Below are 16,107 nucleotides of genomic sequence, written 5' to 3'. Positions count from 1 at the left end.
ACCTCCCAGTCTAAAGTTGCAGCGCCTCGCCGCGTAGTGCGCCGCCATGCAATCGTAGTCAGGACCAAGCCTTAGCACACCCTATGCCAATCTAATGGGCGGACGATTTACACGTAGAATCATTATCTTAGAGGATTTACGCAAAATGTGGAGGCGAACCGGTCGAAGTTGGTGGCGACGCAATAGGCAGTACGCATAAAAACTAGGCAGATGCAACGGGCCCCAAGACTTCACCGGACACCGGCTTGGTGTTTTGAAGCTCTCATCCCTTAGGCAGGACGATGCTGGAACTCTTAACCGCGAAAGAAATGGGCCGCGCCGACAAACTGGCTATAGAGAGCGGCGTTGCTGGCGCTGTTCTCATGGAGAATGCGGGGCGAAGTGTCGCCGATGAGGTCTCGCTACGGTTTCCCGACGCCACGACGGTCGCGATACTTTGCGGACCTGGTAACAACGGCGGCGATGGCTTTGTCGCGGCGCGCCAGCTTTTGGAGCGGGGCTATTTCGTTCGCCTCGGCTTCGATGGCGATCCGAGCAAGTTGCCGGCAGACGCGGCCGCCATGGCGGCGCGCTACACGGGCACCATTCATCCCCTCGAGCCGGTTCTGTTCGACGGCGCGGATGTCATCGTTGACGGCTTGTTCGGCGCAGGGCTAGCCCGGCCCATCGAGGGCAAGTTCGCCGTCCTCATCGATGCGGCGAATGCGAGCGGTATCCCGATCATCGCCATCGACGTTCCGAGCGGCGTTGACGGCACCACCGGCTTGATCCTGGGCACGGCGATACGCGCGTTGAGCTCGGTCACCTTCTTCCGGTTCAAGCCTGGGCATTTCCTGATGCCGGGTCATCTGCATTGCGGTGAGCTGCACCTTGCCGATATCGGCATCCCCGACGAGGTGCTCGCGACGGTGAAGCCGGCGCTTTACGCCAATGAACCGGGCCTGTGGCTCGATCGCTATCCGTGGCCGACGGTGCTGGGCCACAAATATCTGCGCGGCCACGCCGTCGTGGCTTCGGGGCCTGCCGACGCGACGGGGGCGGCCCGGTTGGCTGCGCGCAGTGCCTTGCGGGCCGGGGCAGGGCTGGTGACGGTCGCATCGCCGCGCGACGCGCTGGCCGTGAACGCCGCGCAGTTGACCGCGGTCATGCTTCGGGAGGCGGACGGTCCTCAAGGCCTTGCCGCGCTTCTGGCCGACACCCGCAAGAATGCCTTTCTCATCGGCCCCGGCCACGGTGTGGACGAGGAGACGCGGCAGATGGTGCTGACGGCCTTAAAGGCTGAACCGGCGGTCGTGCTGGATGCCGACGCGCTCACGTCCTTCGCAGAGAACCCTGACGAGCTGTTCGACGCCATTGGAGCGCGAAAAGCCCCGGTCGTCATGACGCCCCATGCGGGCGAGTTCGCGCGGCTCTTCGGCGATGTGCCGGGGGCCTCGAAGGTCGACCGGACACGGACCGCCGCGTCGCGCTCCGGCGCCACCGTCGTTTTGAAAGGACCCGACACCGTGATCGCGGCGCCCGATGGCCGCGCCGCCATTGATACCAACGGCACGCCGTGGCTCGCCACGGCAGGTTCGGGCGATGCGATGGCCGGGATGGTGCTCGCCATGCTCGCGCAGGGCCTTGGCGGCTTCGATGCGGGGTGTATCGCGGTTTGGATGCACGGGCAGGCGGCGAAACTCTTCGGGCCAGGCCTGATCGCGGAGGATCTGCCGGAGCTGATCCCCGAAGTCTTTGAGGAGCTTGAGGAATATGGAAGCGACGGTTGAGCGCCCGAGGCGCGGTTCTCGCGACCGTTTGTTGACACACTCGGCGGTTATGAGGGACATCTAGACAAGGCACCGCATCGCGTTGTGCCGTCGGGGTTCACCGAACCGCTCTAGCGAAGGATCGCTCACGATCATGGGCCGCAACCGCCCCTCAAAGAGCCGTCTACGCACAAAGACACTTCTCATCGGCGCCGCCCTGGTCGCGGCTTCGGCCGGCGCGGCCGTTGCTGCCGATCAGGTGCTGCTGCGCGCGCGGGAAGGCGCGGCCGCCATGCTCCGTGGGCAGTACGATCGAGCGGTGACGCTTTACGACGAGGCCGTCGGCACGCCGGACGTGTCCAAGTTCGTCCTGGCCAGCATTTACAGCGATCGCGGCGTCGCCAAGTGGCGCATGAAGCAGACGAAAGAAGCGATCGACGATTTCAACGAATCCATCCAGCTCGCACCCGACAACGCCATTGTCTACAACAACCGAGGCAATGCCTTGATGGACCTCGGTCATCCGGAAGAGGCCATCAAGGATTTCGACCGCGCGATCGTGCTGGATCCCAATTACGGAGCAGCCTTCAACAATCGCGGCAATGCCTACGCCGCGCTGCAGAACTACGACGCGGCCTTTCAGTCCTTCCGCAAGGCCACGGCGCTGCTGTCGCGCACCGCTGCACCCTACAACGGGCGGGGACGCTCCCATATGGAGCGGGCCCGATACCATGCCGCTCTACGAGACCTTGACCGTTCGATCAGGCTCGATCCCAAGCTCGCGGCGGCCTATCGCAACCGCGCGGTGGCGAATTTCGAGTTGGGCAACTACGCGGCGGCTGCCGACGATGCGACACAGGCCCTCGACCTCGAACCGGAGCAAGATAAGTCCAAGCTGTTCATGTTGCGGGCGCGCTCTTATGCAGCGCAGAACAGCTTCCGCGAGGGCGTCGCCGACTTCGATCGGGTTCTCGATCTCGAGCCGGAAAAGGTCGATGCGTTTATGGAGCGCGGCGAGTTGCTCGCCAAGAACAAGCGCTACGACGCGGCGATCAAGGACTTCAACAAGGTTCTGGAATTGGAGCCGAAGAACGCCAAGGCCTATGCCTTGCGCGGCGAGACAAAGTACTTCGACCGAAAAGCGGACGAAGGATATATCGACGTCAATATCGCGCTCATCCTGACGCCGGACGACCCGCGGGCGCTGCGCATACGGGGGGACATCTTCCGCGCGCAGAAGCGGACGGAGAATGCGATTGCCGATTATCAGAAAGCCGCATCGTTGGATCCGTTCGAGGAGAACGCGCGCACGGGTCTGGAGCAGCTGCGGGCGCCGGTGCCCCCCGACACCAGGAAGCCCTTGGGCGAGCCCGTTGCGGGGTGGATCATCACGGAGAAGTCCCCCGGGCGCTACGTGGCAACGAATGCGGACTATCGCGGCGTCACGGTCCCCATGGAGATGTTCGGCGCTGGCAAACCGAAGCTTCTGGCGTGGGACAAGCTCAAGGGCGCCCAGTCCAGCATCGGTCTCCTGAGATACGATGCCGGGACCCCGACCGGCGACGGTGCCTTCGAGTATGTCGCCGTCATCGATACGAGGAAGAAGGAAGTTCTGGCAATCGAGCCTGAGCGCTGGGGCGACAAGGCGGCGACCTGGACATGGCAGACGGCCTCGCTTTCGGTCACGGACCCGGACGGGAATGTCAGCGAAGTCGAGTTGCAGCCGGAACGGACCCGCAGTGCGCCCGTGGCTCGGCGTCGGCGGGACGACGGCGGTGGTTTCTTTGGTTTCGCCCAGCAGCAACCGCAACGCCCGGCGCCTCGCCAGCGGGCCCGCCGCAGGAGCGGCGGAAACAGCAACCCGCTCGGTTGGCTCTTCCGCTAACGGCCGGGCACATGCCACTGGCAGGGCGGCGCTTTCCGCGATAACACCTCTGGGATGACTCACTTTCTTGCCAGCGTCCGGAACGCGGCGGAGGCCGAACGCGTCCTCGCCGCGGGTGCCGATATCGTAGATCTCAAAGAGCCCGACGAAGGGGCGCTCGGCGCCGTCGCGCCAAGCGTTATCCGTGAGTGCCTGAGAACGATCGGCGGCCGCAAGCCAGTCAGCGCGACCGTGGGCGATCTGCCCATGAACCCCGCGACTGTCGCGGAGGCCGTGGCAGCAACCGCCGGGCTTGGCGTGGATACGGTAAAACTCGGGATTGTGGCGGAGGGCGATCCGTGGGGTTGTTTCGATGCGCTGCGGAGCCTGAGCGCGCCTTCGGATCTGGTCCTGGTTTTCTTCGCTGATGTGCCGTCCGACGTTGACGCGATCGCAGCAGCCAAGGCCAGCGGCGCGTGCGGGGTGATGCTGGATACGGCCGGCAAGGAACGCGGATCGCTGACCGATCATATGACGTTGGACGAGGTCAGGCGCTTCGTGGACCTGGCGCGCCAAGCGGAACTGCAGGTGGGGCTCGCCGGCTCGCTTCGGGCCCACCATGTACAGCCGCTGCTTGCGCTACGGCCTGACGTCATCGGCTTTCGAGGGGCGCTGTGCGAGCAGAGTGCGCGTGGGTCTAACCTCGATCCCAAAGCTTGCGCCGAGATCGGCCGGCTCGTGGCTGACGGGCGCACGGCCCCGGAAGCCCGTTTCGAGGCGCGCGCAACCTCCGCGGTGTGCTAGAGCATCAGCTTAGCCCGGCCGGGAAAGCCGGGCAGAGGTGAGGAGACCGGAGCGCAGAATGGAACGAAGATTGGGACATGTGAGCACGGCGAGCGCCACCGGCGAGCCCTTGGACCGTATTTTCGTGCACGACTACGTGCTCGAAGTGGAAATCGGCGTTCACCACAATGAGAAGGGCGTCACCCAGCGCGTCCGCTTTTCGGTCGACATCGACATCACGTCGGATCCCACGACTCTCGACGACGATATCGACCGGACCCTGGACTACGACTATGTCATCAACGGCATCAAGGCGATCATCTCTCGCGGCCACATCAATCTCGTCGAGACTCTCGCCGAGGACGTCGCCCAGCATTGCATCTCTCATCCGCGTGCGGAGCGTGTGGAAGTGATGATCGAGAAACTCGACAAGGACCCGGGCGCGGTGGGCGTTCAGATCGTCCGGAGCAAGCAGGAGGCCTAGACATGCGTGCCGCATTGCAGGCCTCCGCGACGGCTCTTGAGCCGACCGATTTGCCGCTGGCCGTGGTGAAGCTAGGCGGCAGCATCGTGCGCGGCGGTACGCTCGCCGGGTGGCTCGATGTCATCTCGGATGCGCAGCGTCCGATTGTTCTCGTTCCTGGCGGGGGAGCCCTGGCCGACGAAGTCCGGCATTGTCAGCGCCAATTGGGATTTGGGGATTCCACAGCCCACCGCATGGCGCTGTTGGCCATGGATCAGCTTGCCTGGGCCATCGCCGGCATGACACCGGGCTACGAGGTCGGCACCACGATCGAGGATCTCCGCAACGTCCATGAGCGGGGGCTCGTTGCCGTTTGGGCGCCGTCGGCCTTTCTCGCGGACCGGACGGATGTCGAAGCCACCTGGCGGTTGACCTCCGATAGCCTTGCGCTGTGGCTCGCGGGAAAGCTCGGCGCTGCCTCGTGCTGCGTCGTGAAATCGGCTCCGATTGCGCGTCGGCCGTTGAGCGCGGATGCGCTTCGTCATGACGGCGTTGTCGACGAGGCCTTTCCGGCCATGCTTCGCGAGACCGGCGTCTCAGCTGCGATGTTCGGACAAGGCGACGAGGGAGGTCTCGCCGCCCATCTTGCAGGCGAGAGCCCGGCGCGAAATCCGGTCACCGCGTGAGCGAGCCAGGCATGGCCGAGAAAATCCTGTTTGTGACCGGGCATCTCGCGGAACCGCGGCTGAAGGCGGTTCTCGAAGGCATGGATGCCGAGTTCGAGTGGCGGGTCGAGGACATCGGCGTCAAGGTCGCGGCGCTCATGACCGAAGACATCATCATGCGGCGGCTGGAAGATGCGCGCGGCGCCGACAAGATCCTGTTGCCGGGCCGCTGCCGGGGCGACCTGGAAAAGCTCTCCGCCCATTACGGCGTGCCTGTCGAGCGCGGGCCAGACGAGGTGAAGGACATCCCGGTCTTTTTCGGCCGTGCGCGCCGGGCCTCCGACATGTCGAAATACGACATCAACATCTTCGCCGAGATCATCGATGCCACGGAAATGAGCATCGAGGACATCCTCGCTCGTGCAGAGGACTACAGTTATCGCGGCGCGGACGTGATCGACCTCGGCTGTCTGCCGGATACGCCGTTCCCGCATCTCGAAGACACGGTGAAGGCGCTCAAGAAATATGGCTACAAGGTCAGCGTCGACTCTGCCGATCCCGAGGAACTCCTGCGTGGCGGACAAGCGGGGGCCGACTACCTGCTCAGTCTCGATGAGACGCGGCTGCACATCGCCGACGAGGTGTCGTCCGTCCCCGTCCTGATCCCGGCGGCACACGGAGATATGGACTCCCTCTATCGTGCCATGGCGCTTCTGGACGAGAAGGGGCTGCCTTATCTCGCCGATCCGGTGCTCGACCCCATCAATTTCGGCTTCATGACCTCGCTGGGGCGCTATGCGCAATTGCGACGTGAGCGGCCCGATGTGGACATCCTGCTGGGCACCGGCAATCTCACCGAACTCACCGAAGCCGACACCACGGGGATCACCGCGACGTTGATTGGCATTGCTTCGGAGCTGAACATTGAGAACGTGCTCGTAGTGCAGGTGAGCCCTCATACGCGTCGGACCTATGAGGAGCACGACGCGGCGCGGCGCTTGATGTTCGCTTCGCGCGCCGACGGCGAGCTGCCGAAGGGCTATACGGACGAGCTGCTGGGCCTGCACGCGAAGCGGCCGTTTCCCCTGACGCCGGAGGAGATCGCCGAGAACGCCGCCGCCGTACGCGACAAGAACTTCCGCATCGAGGTCGCCGAGGACGGCGTGCACATCTACAATCGTGACGGTCATCACGTGGCCGAGGACATCTTCGAGTTCTTTCCCAAGCTTGACCTCGAAGGCGACGCAGGCCACGCCTTCTATTTGGCGGCCGAGTTGGCCAAGGCGGAGATCGCCTGGCGTCTCGGCAAACGCTATGCCCAAGACGAGCCGCTCGATTGGGGTGTGGCGGCGGACAAGCCGAGTGATGACAGAACGCGCCTCAAAGAGGCGGGCCATACGCTGGCCATGAAGAAGAAACGGGAGGAATCGTGATGTCGCTCGAGGTGCCGGCATGCCCATGATCCGCGAGTGCATCGTCACCACGCTGAGCGACGAGGGGAAACTCCACATCGCGCCGCTCGGGATCATCGAAGACGGGGAAGGGTGGGTCATTGCACCGTTCCGGCCCTCCACGACCCTCGACAATCTCCGGGCGACCCCCTTTGCCGTCGCGAGCTTCACCGACGATGTGCTGGTCTTTGCCGGTTGCCTCACTGGCAACAAGGACTGGCCGACGCGGCCCGCCAGGCACATTCCGGGGGCCTTCTTGGAGAACGCATTGGCTCATCTCGAGCTCGCGGTCGAGCACGTGGAGGAGGACGATCTGCGTCCGCGCTTCCACTGCCGGATTGTGTACGAAGGCAATCACGCGCCGTTCCAAGGCTTCAACCGGGCGCAGGCCGCGGTGATCGAAACGGCGATTCTGGCCACCCGCCTCAAAATGCTGCCGCGCGAGAAGATCGAGACGGAGCTGGCCTATCACCAGATCGCCGTCGAGAAGACAGCAGGGCCGCGTGAGCATGAAGCCTGGCGCGTCCTCGTCGAAAAGATCGAGGATTTCTACAAACACGCTGAAACGAGCGACTAGGTCCCCTCGACCTCGGCGGCCATTGCGGTGATTTTTGCCACGGTGTTCATGTTGCGCACCGTGCCGTGAGCGGCCGCGGGGACCTTGAGTTTCGATCGCCCCATGCCGTCCGGATAGTGGATGTAGATCTCGCGCTTCCCAAGGTGGAGCGTCTCGTTCTTCAGGGCGGACACAGCGTCTATGTCCCGCGCACTGGGTGCGTCATCGAGGAAGAGCACCATGACCTTGTTCGGAGATGCGCCGGGGAAGGGGTTGTCCGTCAGGATCGCGGATAGCTCGTCCACGGTTCGCACCAGAACGGCGACGGGCTTGCCCGCATAGGTCTCAAGCGCCTCTTCGAGCTTGTCCTTCACGTCGTCCTCTTTGGCGTCGCTCGAAAAGACGACGTTGCCTGAGGCGATATAGGTGCGTGGGGAGGAGAAGCCTGCGCGTTCGCACATCGTCACGAGGTCGCGCATCGGCAGCTTGCCGGTGCCGCCGACATTGACGGCGCGGAGCAGGGCGGCGAACGCTGTCATTGTCGCCGCCCTCTCTGAGCGTTAGGCGCGCGCCTTGGCCGGTTCGGTGAGGTAGGAATTCACCGACGACAGCAGCAGGTGATAGGCGCGATCGACGATCTCTTCGAGCGACTGCGTGCGCGCGAAGATTTTGTTGGCCTTGGCCATGAGTTCCTCCCGCGTCGGCAACTGCGGCACATGGATATGCGCCAAGGCGTCGTGGGTGCGATCCTGCGCGCGCGCCAGCGCGTCACGCAGGGCGTCCAGCTCAACGCCGTTCAATGTGTTGGAGAGGGTGCTCGCAATGCGGGCTGAATTGAAGTGACCGGCGAGCTGCTCGGCGGCGCGGTTGATGACGCCGACGCCCAGACCGTGCTCGTTCCGCACGACCTTTTTCGGCGGCATGCGCAGATCCCAGACGAGACCGACCCAGGACAGCGCCTTGAGGATGTAATAGGTCGGATCCCATTCGTACCAGCGAAAGCCCTGCCGTACGCTGCTCTGGAACGCGTGGTGATTGTTGTGCCAGCCTTCGCCCATGGTGAAGATGGCCAGGAGCCAATTGTTGCGGGAATCGTCGCCGGTCACGTAGCGCTTCTTGCCGTGCACATGGGCGAGCGAGTTGATGCAGAAGGTGCCGTGATAGACGGCCACCGTGCTCCAGAAGAAGCCGACGAACAGGCCGGACCAGCCGGCGATCAGGAAGCAGATTACGGCCAAACCGAAGGCCGGGAGCAGCGGGTATTTGTCGAGCCAGCGCAGCTCCGGATAACGCATCAGATCGGGGACCTTCTCCTCGTCGAAATCGTCATGCTGCCGAGCGAAGATCCAGCCGAGATGGCTGTAGAGGAAGCCGTGCTGACGCGGGGAATGTGTGTCGAGCTCGGTGTCCGAATGCAGATGGTGATGTCGGTGTTTGGCGGCCCACCACAGGACGCTCTTTTGTGCGGTGCTTTGACACAGAACGGCCAGAACGAACTGAAAGGCCCGGCTCGTGGAATATGCCCGGTGGGAGAAGAGGCGGTGATAGCCTGCGCCGATGGCGAAGATGCGGATCCAATACAGGGAGATGCCCAGGATAGCGGCCTCCCAGGTCACGCCCGACCAAATGGCGCCGAAACAGGCAAGATGTACCAATAAAAAGGGAATCGCCGACGGGTAGACGATATCGTCATGCACGTCGACGGGCTGGGTCTCACTTGCCATATTCGTCATAAATCCTTTGCGGTTCAATTCACTAACAGCGCGAAATGGTATCGGAGACTTTGAGAATCAAAGCCTTGCGCTATCTCAATGTGGGAAATGTCGCGCCCTCAAGCAAGCTGTGCCACGGCGACGGCCGGTGCGCAACGGGAGACCATCTCCCGGGCCTCGTCGGCGTGAGGAATCAGGTCGGCGAAATCCCGATAGGGGCGCCCCAGCCGGCCCGCGAGGGAGACCGCCAAAAACCGCCCGCATCCGGCCCCGACGACGGGTACTTCGGGGCCGAGTTCCTCCCTTTCGATGACCGCACGGGCGTCGGCCTCGATCTGGTCCAGGAGGCGCCGGCCGAGGAAATGGGCGAGGGCCCTCCAGGCCACGATGTCGGCATCCTCGGCGTCGCGCCCCAGCATCCGGGCCAGGCGTGCGGCGCTCTCTTCCAAGTCCTTGCCCCGGTTGTCGGCGGACGGGAAGGGATCCGCGTCCTCCGGCAACTCCCCAGTGAGGCGGTAGACATCGGCCATGGTGGCGAAGCGTTCGGCCGCGAGACCTTGCATCCGGCCCTTGAACGGGGCCTGGGCGGCGATTGCCATCACCGGCGTGCGGACGACACCGCGATAGATGAGTTCGCCTTCCGTCAGACGGTCGCCGTCGGTGCGGCCTACGGCGCAAGGGCGGCCGTCCTTGAATGGAATGAGATCCGTCGTCGTCGTGCCGACATCGACCAGGAGCCCGCTGTCCTCGACGGTCGCGGCGAGCGCGGCGCTGGCGTGCCAGTTTGCCGAGGCGACGTCCTGCCAACCGGTAATGGCGCCACGCGCGTCCACAAACCCGTCGAGACTGTAGAAGCGGACCCCGTCGCCAACCGACTTGCGCATCAAGCCGACGAGATAGGCAACGCCCTCGTAACGGCTGGCGAAGACGTCGGAGAGCTCGCCGGTCATGGTGACCGCGTGGCTGGCATCGCTGACGCCGATTAGGGCAAGGGCTTCCTCGACGGCGAGATCGAACTTACGCGGTTCGGCAAGGGCAGGGCAGGGAATCTGCGCGACGGACGCCACCCGGCCGTCCTCGACGCAGGCCAGCTTCACGTTGACGCCGCCCAAATCCCACCCAAAACACATGGCCATTGAGACCCCATTTCCTCAAACGTGATTGCCCAATAACTCAGTACTTAAGACGTCATTTCCCCGGACGCCGATACGCGGCATGATAGCTACGAGATTCGAAAGGCACATTCACCATGGCGCCGACATCCGAAATTCCCGGAAATCAGCCCACCGTCTCGTTCGCCGTCGTACCGGTGCTCGATCTGAAGGACGGAGGTGTGGTGCACGCGCGGGCGGGCAAACAGGCGCATGCGGGAAAGCGCGCGGACTACCGCCCGATTGCGACCCCGTTCGGGCCGCCGCACGACGCGCCGGCCATCGCCAGAGCGCTTCTCGGTATCACCTTCTCGCCCGTTCTGTACATTGCCGACCTCGACTCGATCCTGGGGCGCGGCAACAACTTCGAACTCGTCCGGGCACTCGCCGATGCGGTTCCTGAAACCGACCTCTGGATCGATGCGGGGTTCTCGAACCTGGACGATTGCGCCTTTTGGCTGCCCCTCGGGGCGACGCTTGTCGTCGGCAGCGAGACCATCGGCAGCCTTGAGGACTGGAAGGCTATGTGCACGAATTTCGGCCGCAATCTGGTCCTGTCGCTGGATTTCGACGAACAGGGCCTGCGGGGCCCGAAAGAGTTGATGAGCCAACCGGACCTCTGGCCCGAACGCGTCATTCTCATGAGCCTTGGCCGCGTGGGAACCGAAACGGGTCCCGACCTCGATCTGTTGCGTAAGGCCATCGCCAGCGCCGGCGACCGGCATGTCTACGTGGCCGGCGGAATCGCGACGAAGGACGACGTAGCGACGGTCATGGATGCCGGCGCGCGCGGGGTCCTCGTGGCGACGGCGCTGCATTCGGGCGCCATCGGACAAAAAGAAATCGCCGCCCTCTGGGGAGGGCGGCGATCTTAAGTCTGACAAGCGGTCAACCCCGCGAATTAGAAACCAAGTTTCTTGAGCCACCGACGTATCGGGCCCGGCTCATCTTCGCCACCGGAGGTCGCCCGATCCGCAGCTTCTCCTGTTCAACCAGCGGCGAACGGGTGAGCGGCAGAGTCCTTCTTGGCGGTGACTTCCGAAGCCTTCGGCTCGCCGGCGACGGCGCGGGCGATAGCTTCCTTGGTCGCCTGATAGTTGAAGTCCTGGATCTTCTTGTCGTCCGCGGCTTCCCAGTGGATGAAGACGCCAACGCAGACATAAAGATCGTCAGCCTCGTCAGCCGGGATAACACCCTCGGCGACGGAGTCAGCAACGGCCTTGGCAACCGCGTACTGAGCAGGGCCAAACATCTGAACAGCCTGACGGGCGTCCTTGATGGTGACCTTGTTGTAGAGAATCGTAGCCGGCTTGCAGAGCAGGTTCGGAGCAACAACGGCGAGCAGCGTGGTGAAGCCGTCCTTGTTGTTCGTCAGCGCGTTGCAGAAGGCCGACTCGGCGGCGCTGCCACGCGGGCCGAGAATGAGATCGATATGGGCAACTTCGTTGCCATCGCCGACGAGCGACTCGCCGATGCATACACCAGTGATTTTGGCCATGAGGCCCCCTCCCTAGTACGTGAGACGTGATCAAAACAAAAAACAAAGGCGCCGCCGGAGACCCGGCAGAACCAACGGAAGAGCACAGGATGCGCTCCAGCGTTCGCAGCCCCACCTGGGGCTCCGCGAGGGTGAACATAAGGCCGGACCTGAAGGATGCAAGCCGATTGTTCGCCGTTCAGACCGATTTGGGCCGAATTCTTTGCAGGAAGTTATCCGCCGATTAGGGCGCCTGCGAACTCGGTTGCAACCGTAAGGTCCGCCGACGTCCCAGGATTCAGGCCGCGCTCCTTGAGCGAGGCATCGAATGCGGCCAAGGGAGCGGCCATTTCTTGGGGCGTGTTGGTCTGGGACAGCCCTGCTTCGATGGGCCGGGCCTCGTCGAGGACCTCACCGGCCGTATGCGTCCCGAATTTGCGCTCAATCAGCGTGTCGGGGATGTGCGCGAGGAACCCGAGATACACGTAGGTCGTGACCCAAGGGACATCGCCCCACCGCTCCGTCCCGCCCGCGCGCCATTTGAGGCCGAGATCGAAAATGTCGACGAAGTCATTCGCATAGTTCCAGGCGATTCGGTCCTGAGATTGGGCGGCACGCATGGCGTCGAGCAACGTTATGTCCGGATCCGAAGTGACGTCGTGCTCCGGAGCCGTGCCAAGCCCGCCGGGCTCGGCCATCCGTATCGCGCGGTAGGCAGCTCTGGCATCCGCCACCGTCAAGGATGTGAGGACCAGGGTGAGGGCCTGCCGCAGGCCCGAGCCCCCTGAGAGGAGTGCTGCCTGGGCGAGGGGGGCGGCGAGCAGAATGATGCCGAGATTGGTGTTGTGGCTGACGACACCGCGCGTGGCCTCGACCGCCGCTTCGATTCGCTCTCCAACGCTGAGACCCGCAGCGCCGATGACCGGTGCGGCAGCCGCCGCGCTTTTCTCGAAGTCGGCGACTTCCATGCGATGGCCGTCCGCATGGCGATGGACGTTTCCCGGCTTCAGGGCATCGAGTTCCGCCAGGCAGGCGTCATGGAAGGCAGTCGCGACGGCTTCGCTGGTCAGCGCTGCGCTCACGCTTCACCCCGCGCATCACGTGTGCTTTCGGGCAAGGCCGCGGCGAGAAACGCATCGACCACGGTGTCGGACAATCTGAGACTTGTGACTCTCTGTAATCCGTTCCAAGCCGGCATGGAGTTGACCTCTAGGACGAGAAAGCGTCCATCGCGTCCTTGGATGATATCAACGCCGGCATAGTCGGCGCCAACGCAGGCGGCGGCCCGCACGGCGAGATCCGCAAGCTCCTGGCTGGCGATTGCGGCTTCCGCACGCGCGCCGAGCTTGATGTTGGTGATCCAGTCCTCGCCGTGCCGGATCATCGAGGCGACAACGCGGCCGCCGCAGACGAACAAGCGCCAATCCTGGTGGTGTTCCTGGGCAGGCGGAACGAACTCCTGCAGATAGTAGACGCCATCGACATCCTCGGGCGGCGACAGGTCATCCGCCGTTTCGAGCAAACGGATGCCTTTACCCTGCGCTCCGAAAAGGGGCTTCTCGACGGCCTTGTGGCCCTCCAATGCCAGGCGCGACACGACTTCTTGCGCGGTCGCGCGATCGACGCCTGCGAAAGTGCGCGGGGTCGGCAGGCCGGCCTTCTGCAGGAAGAACGTTGTCGTGGATTTGTCGACGCAGCGTTCGATGGCGCGAGCATCGTTCCACACCGTGACGCCGAGCTCTCTCAAGGCATGCAGCAGGCCGAGATAGAGCGTCACCTGTTCGAAGCTCCCGCCCGGAATGAACCGGACGAAGGCGCCGCGCGGGCAATGATCTCCAAGGCCTGGGATGGAGAGGCCCGTGGCCGTCTCGGTGGAAAAGCCGCACTGGGCGAGGGGGGCGATCACGGGCCGGATGCCCCGCCGCTCGAAAGCGCGCCGCAGGCTCTTGCCGTGCCAGTCCCGTCCATCGCCGAATAGGACGATGGACGGTGTTATGGGCATGTCGTGGGTCATCGCCCCTCGATAGTCGCTTACGAGAACGACCGATTGAGGACGGCCTCGTCGATGGCGCCGCCTTCAAAGCTCTTGCCGGTCGACAGGCACGTCACCGTCACCTTGGCCGGACTGAAGAGCATGGGGTCGATCTGATAGAAGTCGCCTTTGACGGCCGCGAAGATCTCGGCGAACGGCTTGCCGTAGTCCTTCGAGTTCTTGCTCGGAAGTTCCTCCGCGAGTTTTTTGGCTGCCGCCTCGTCGCCTTCCACATAGAGCTGCGCCCGGCCGCCATAAATGATGGCGTCGTTGGTGCGGCCCATGGCTTCCACGAAGCCGGGGACCGGCGGCGGGATCGGTACGGTCGCCATGCCGTCGACAATGTGCTCGAGCGGGAAATGCAATTCATGGGCTTTGTGAAGTGCGACTTCCAAGCTGCGGCCGGCGACTTGGACCGAGCCGGCAAGGCTCGATGTCGGCGCGAACAGGAAGGTGAGCTTCTCCGGCGGCAAGCCGCAGGCCTTGGCCACGTCCTCGACAAGCGCGGCTGGCGGCGCGTTGTCCGCTTCGAGCACGAGCGTCGCGGTCTCCGCCTTGTCGCGATAGTCGAGCTCCTTGAAGAGCGGCTCAGACGATCCCATCGCACGGGCCGGACCCGAGCCCAGCATGTAGAAATCTTTGCCGTCGGCATCCTTGCCCGAGATGCTCCAGCCGGCGTATTGCGAGCCGAGGCAGGCCAGAACCGGCTGGCTCGTGTGGACGGAGATCAGGAAGGGCCATTTGTCGCTGGTGCTGGCTGTCTCGAAAGACACGACGCCGAGTCCGGCAAGGCAAATCTCGGTGAGGCGACGCCCCGCTTCGAGGCCGCCTACCGAGTCCACGCCGCAGTCGATCAGCGTTTCCCCCAAAGAGCCCTTGGATACGCCAACCCGCAAGGCATCGGCATTGTCGATCAGATCGCGCACCAGCGGGGCGACCTGAGTATTCAAACTTGGTTTTGTCATGTGATCCTTCGTTTTCGCGGGGCCGTCTTTTTATTGCGCCTATCAGTCGCGGACCCGTCGCTCGTCGACAAGTCCATTATGGGCGGAGAATCGATCCGTGTACGATGGATTCTCGGCCACGTTCAATGCCGCCAGAAGCTCTCTGGCACGCATTTGAACGAGGTTGCGAGCCTCATCCCCCGATTCCGCCCGCGCCAGTAAAGTGCATATCGGGCGCTCTTTGTCGATCTGTTCCGCGGGTTTAGGCAAATCGGCGGCCCCGTCCGGCCAGGTCATTGCCGCAGGTATCGTGAGGGGCTCGGGCGCGAAGACAATCATCGATGCGGCCGCACTTTCGAAGGCCGGCCTCTGGGCCGGAAGGCGATTGTGCAGTGCGGCGTTCACATAAATGTCCATCAGCGGGAGCGCTGGGTTCGCGAAGATGTCGAGCGTCGCGCCGGGCCGTGGATTGATCTCGAGCAAGAGCGGCGTATCTCCATCGAGCAAGAAATCGGCGCTGTTCAGACCCTTCAACCGGAACTCTGTGGTCACCCGCGCCACGATCTCGCCCATGCGTTCGGCGGCCTCGGCGCCTAGCCGCGCCGGCTGCGCGGCGCCGCCATAGCGCCACGGCCTGCCGGGGGCCGGCGCGCCCCATTGTTCGCTGAAGCCAAGAACGGCCGCCTGCGTTCCGTCGCCGGCGAATAAGGCCGAGATTGACCGCCCGGGGACAAGTCTTTGAAAATACGCATTACTTGCGGCTGGCCGGTCGCGGGCCGGTGCGATGTGGCTGCCCCCGGCGCCGCCCGGCCGCTTGGCAACCCAGCCCTCGGGATCGGGCGGCGGCTCAAGGCGGGTGTCGGGATGGGGAATGGCCATCCGTGTCAGCGCCGCGAAGAAACGTCCCGGATCGTTGATTTCCGAAACAGTGGCGGCCTCGTTGCCGAGGAGCGTCCACCGCGCCGCGACGGCATCCAGAAGCGCCGGGCGATCCTCGAAACCCGAGCCATAGATCAGGCCGGGCGGCGGGGAGGGCGCTTCCGCGCAAAGGGCTTCCAGGACAGGCTCCAGAGACTCCCACTGAAAACCCCGCGCCATGTCGCCTGGAACTTTTAGCGCCCGATGGGCGAGCGTCTGCGTGTCGACGTCGGCGAAGAAGTCCGCGACCAGGGCCACGTAGCCCGCATCGGCTGCGGCGCGGGCCAGCGCGCGGCCTGAGACCGCGACGATGAGGAGCGAACCGCGCGCGGGCTCCGGCAAT

Annotated in this window: 16 protein-coding genes; 8 read left to right on the top strand and 8 right to left on the bottom strand. The window is 64.0% G+C overall.

Going from position 1 to position 16,107, the window contains the following annotated elements; genetic code table 11:
- Positions 1-281: 281 nt before the first annotated feature.
- From DCY11_RS01355 to DCY11_RS01325, 7 genes are all read left to right on the top strand, one after another.
- Positions 282-1,769: an NAD(P)H-hydrate dehydratase gene (locus DCY11_RS01355; protein ID WP_174202128.1), complete on the top strand. Its 1,488-nt coding sequence runs from the start codon at positions 282-284 to the stop codon at positions 1,767-1,769.
- A gap of 133 nt (positions 1,770-1,902) precedes the next feature.
- On the top strand, positions 1,903-3,633 hold the full coding sequence (locus DCY11_RS01350; protein WP_108680826.1) for a tetratricopeptide repeat protein: 1,731 nt from the start codon (positions 1,903-1,905) through the stop codon (positions 3,631-3,633).
- A gap of 54 nt (positions 3,634-3,687) precedes the next feature.
- Positions 3,688-4,416 carry a (5-formylfuran-3-yl)methyl phosphate synthase gene (locus DCY11_RS01345; RefSeq protein WP_108680824.1) on the top strand — a complete coding sequence of 243 codons (729 nt, stop codon included), beginning with the start codon at positions 3,688-3,690 and terminating at the stop codon, positions 4,414-4,416.
- 58 nt (positions 4,417-4,474) lie between these two features.
- Positions 4,475-4,879, top strand: coding sequence for a dihydroneopterin aldolase (locus DCY11_RS01340; protein WP_108680822.1), 405 nt, complete (start codon positions 4,475-4,477; stop codon positions 4,877-4,879).
- A 2-nt stretch (positions 4,880-4,881) separates the two neighbouring features.
- On the top strand, positions 4,882-5,544 hold the full coding sequence (locus DCY11_RS01335; RefSeq protein ID WP_108680820.1) for a hypothetical protein: 663 nt from the start codon (positions 4,882-4,884) through the stop codon (positions 5,542-5,544).
- Between the two features lie 11 nt (positions 5,545-5,555).
- Positions 5,556-6,956: a DUF6513 domain-containing protein gene (locus DCY11_RS01330; RefSeq protein WP_108683620.1), complete on the top strand. Its 1,401-nt coding sequence runs from the start codon at positions 5,556-5,558 to the stop codon at positions 6,954-6,956.
- A gap of 19 nt (positions 6,957-6,975) precedes the next feature.
- Positions 6,976-7,551: a DUF447 domain-containing protein gene (locus tag DCY11_RS01325; protein WP_108680818.1), complete on the top strand. Its 576-nt coding sequence runs from the start codon at positions 6,976-6,978 to the stop codon at positions 7,549-7,551.
- Here the strand turns inward: DCY11_RS01325 and DCY11_RS01320 are convergent.
- From DCY11_RS01320 to DCY11_RS01310, 3 genes are all read right to left on the bottom strand, one after another.
- Positions 7,548-8,069: a DUF1697 domain-containing protein gene (locus DCY11_RS01320; RefSeq protein ID WP_108680816.1), complete on the bottom strand. Its 522-nt coding sequence runs from the start codon at positions 8,067-8,069 to the stop codon at positions 7,548-7,550. The genes DCY11_RS01325 and DCY11_RS01320 overlap by 4 nt on opposite strands.
- Positions 8,070-8,090: 21 nt before the next feature.
- Complete coding sequence (locus tag DCY11_RS01315; protein ID WP_108683619.1) at positions 8,091-9,254, bottom strand: acyl-CoA desaturase; 1,164 nt, start codon at positions 9,252-9,254, stop codon at positions 8,091-8,093.
- 107 nt (positions 9,255-9,361) lie between these two features.
- A complete protein-coding gene (locus DCY11_RS01310) occupies positions 9,362-10,378 on the bottom strand; it encodes a hydantoinase/oxoprolinase family protein (protein ID WP_108680814.1) in 1,017 nt (338 codons plus the stop codon).
- Positions 10,379-10,491: 113 nt separating this feature from the next.
- Between DCY11_RS01310 and DCY11_RS01305 the strand changes: the two genes are divergently transcribed.
- A complete protein-coding gene (locus DCY11_RS01305) occupies positions 10,492-11,268 on the top strand; it encodes a HisA/HisF-related TIM barrel protein (protein WP_108680812.1) in 777 nt (258 codons plus the stop codon).
- 113 nt (positions 11,269-11,381) lie between these two features.
- Here the strand turns inward: DCY11_RS01305 and fae are convergent, their stop codons facing one another.
- The 5 genes from fae to DCY11_RS01280 form a co-directional block, all read right to left on the bottom strand.
- On the bottom strand, positions 11,382-11,891 hold the full coding sequence (gene fae / locus DCY11_RS01300) for a formaldehyde-activating enzyme (RefSeq protein WP_069445338.1): 510 nt from the start codon (positions 11,889-11,891) through the stop codon (positions 11,382-11,384).
- Positions 11,892-12,103: 212 nt separating this feature from the next.
- Positions 12,104-12,952, bottom strand: coding sequence for a triphosphoribosyl-dephospho-CoA synthase (locus tag DCY11_RS01295; RefSeq protein ID WP_245409417.1), 849 nt, complete (start codon positions 12,950-12,952; stop codon positions 12,104-12,106).
- Positions 12,949-13,884, bottom strand: coding sequence for a RimK family alpha-L-glutamate ligase (locus DCY11_RS01290; protein ID WP_245409416.1), 936 nt, complete (start codon positions 13,882-13,884; stop codon positions 12,949-12,951). The genes DCY11_RS01295 and DCY11_RS01290 overlap by 4 nt, the downstream gene beginning before the upstream one ends.
- 17 nt (positions 13,885-13,901) lie before the next feature.
- Positions 13,902-14,867: a methenyltetrahydromethanopterin cyclohydrolase gene (gene mch, locus DCY11_RS01285; RefSeq protein WP_108680810.1), complete on the bottom strand. Its 966-nt coding sequence runs from the start codon at positions 14,865-14,867 to the stop codon at positions 13,902-13,904.
- Between the two features lie 42 nt (positions 14,868-14,909).
- Positions 14,910-16,106: an ATP-grasp domain-containing protein gene (locus DCY11_RS01280; protein WP_108680808.1), complete on the bottom strand. Its 1,197-nt coding sequence runs from the start codon at positions 16,104-16,106 to the stop codon at positions 14,910-14,912.
- Between the last annotated feature and the right edge of the window lies 1 nt (position 16,107).

The sequence above is a fragment of the Methyloceanibacter sp. wino2 genome (assembly GCF_003071365.1).
Classification (GTDB): Bacteria; Pseudomonadota; Alphaproteobacteria; order Rhizobiales; family Methyloligellaceae; genus Methyloceanibacter.
This window is presented reverse-complemented; position numbering and strand designations above follow the sequence as displayed.

What these genes read in the sequence shown, in the direction of transcription:
- mch (WP_108680810.1), bottom strand. Translation starts at nt 14,867, where the DNA reads ATGACAAAACCAAGTTTGAATACTCAGGTCGCCCCGCTGGTGCGCGAT.
- DCY11_RS01330 (WP_108683620.1), top strand. Translation starts at nt 5,556, where the DNA reads ATGGCCGAGAAAATCCTGTTTGTGACCGGGCATCTCGCGGAACCGCGG.
- fae (WP_069445338.1), bottom strand. Translation starts at nt 11,891, where the DNA reads ATGGCCAAAATCACTGGTGTATGCATCGGCGAGTCGCTCGTCGGCGAT.
- DCY11_RS01320 (WP_108680816.1), bottom strand. Translation starts at nt 8,069, where the DNA reads ATGACAGCGTTCGCCGCCCTGCTCCGCGCCGTCAATGTCGGCGGCACC.
- DCY11_RS01310 (WP_108680814.1), bottom strand. Translation starts at nt 10,378, where the DNA reads ATGGCCATGTGTTTTGGGTGGGATTTGGGCGGCGTCAACGTGAAGCTG.
- DCY11_RS01340 (WP_108680822.1), top strand. Translation starts at nt 4,475, where the DNA reads ATGGAACGAAGATTGGGACATGTGAGCACGGCGAGCGCCACCGGCGAG.
- DCY11_RS01325 (WP_108680818.1), top strand. Translation starts at nt 6,976, where the DNA reads ATGCCCATGATCCGCGAGTGCATCGTCACCACGCTGAGCGACGAGGGG.
- DCY11_RS01335 (WP_108680820.1), top strand. Translation starts at nt 4,882, where the DNA reads ATGCGTGCCGCATTGCAGGCCTCCGCGACGGCTCTTGAGCCGACCGAT.
- DCY11_RS01350 (WP_108680826.1), top strand. Translation starts at nt 1,903, where the DNA reads ATGGGCCGCAACCGCCCCTCAAAGAGCCGTCTACGCACAAAGACACTT.
- DCY11_RS01290 (WP_245409416.1), bottom strand. Translation starts at nt 13,884, where the DNA reads ATGACCCACGACATGCCCATAACACCGTCCATCGTCCTATTCGGCGAT.
- DCY11_RS01345 (WP_108680824.1), top strand. Translation starts at nt 3,688, where the DNA reads ATGACTCACTTTCTTGCCAGCGTCCGGAACGCGGCGGAGGCCGAACGC.
- DCY11_RS01305 (WP_108680812.1), top strand. Translation starts at nt 10,492, where the DNA reads ATGGCGCCGACATCCGAAATTCCCGGAAATCAGCCCACCGTCTCGTTC.
- DCY11_RS01315 (WP_108683619.1), bottom strand. Translation starts at nt 9,254, where the DNA reads ATGGCAAGTGAGACCCAGCCCGTCGACGTGCATGACGATATCGTCTAC.
- DCY11_RS01355 (WP_174202128.1), top strand. Translation starts at nt 282, where the DNA reads ATGCTGGAACTCTTAACCGCGAAAGAAATGGGCCGCGCCGACAAACTG.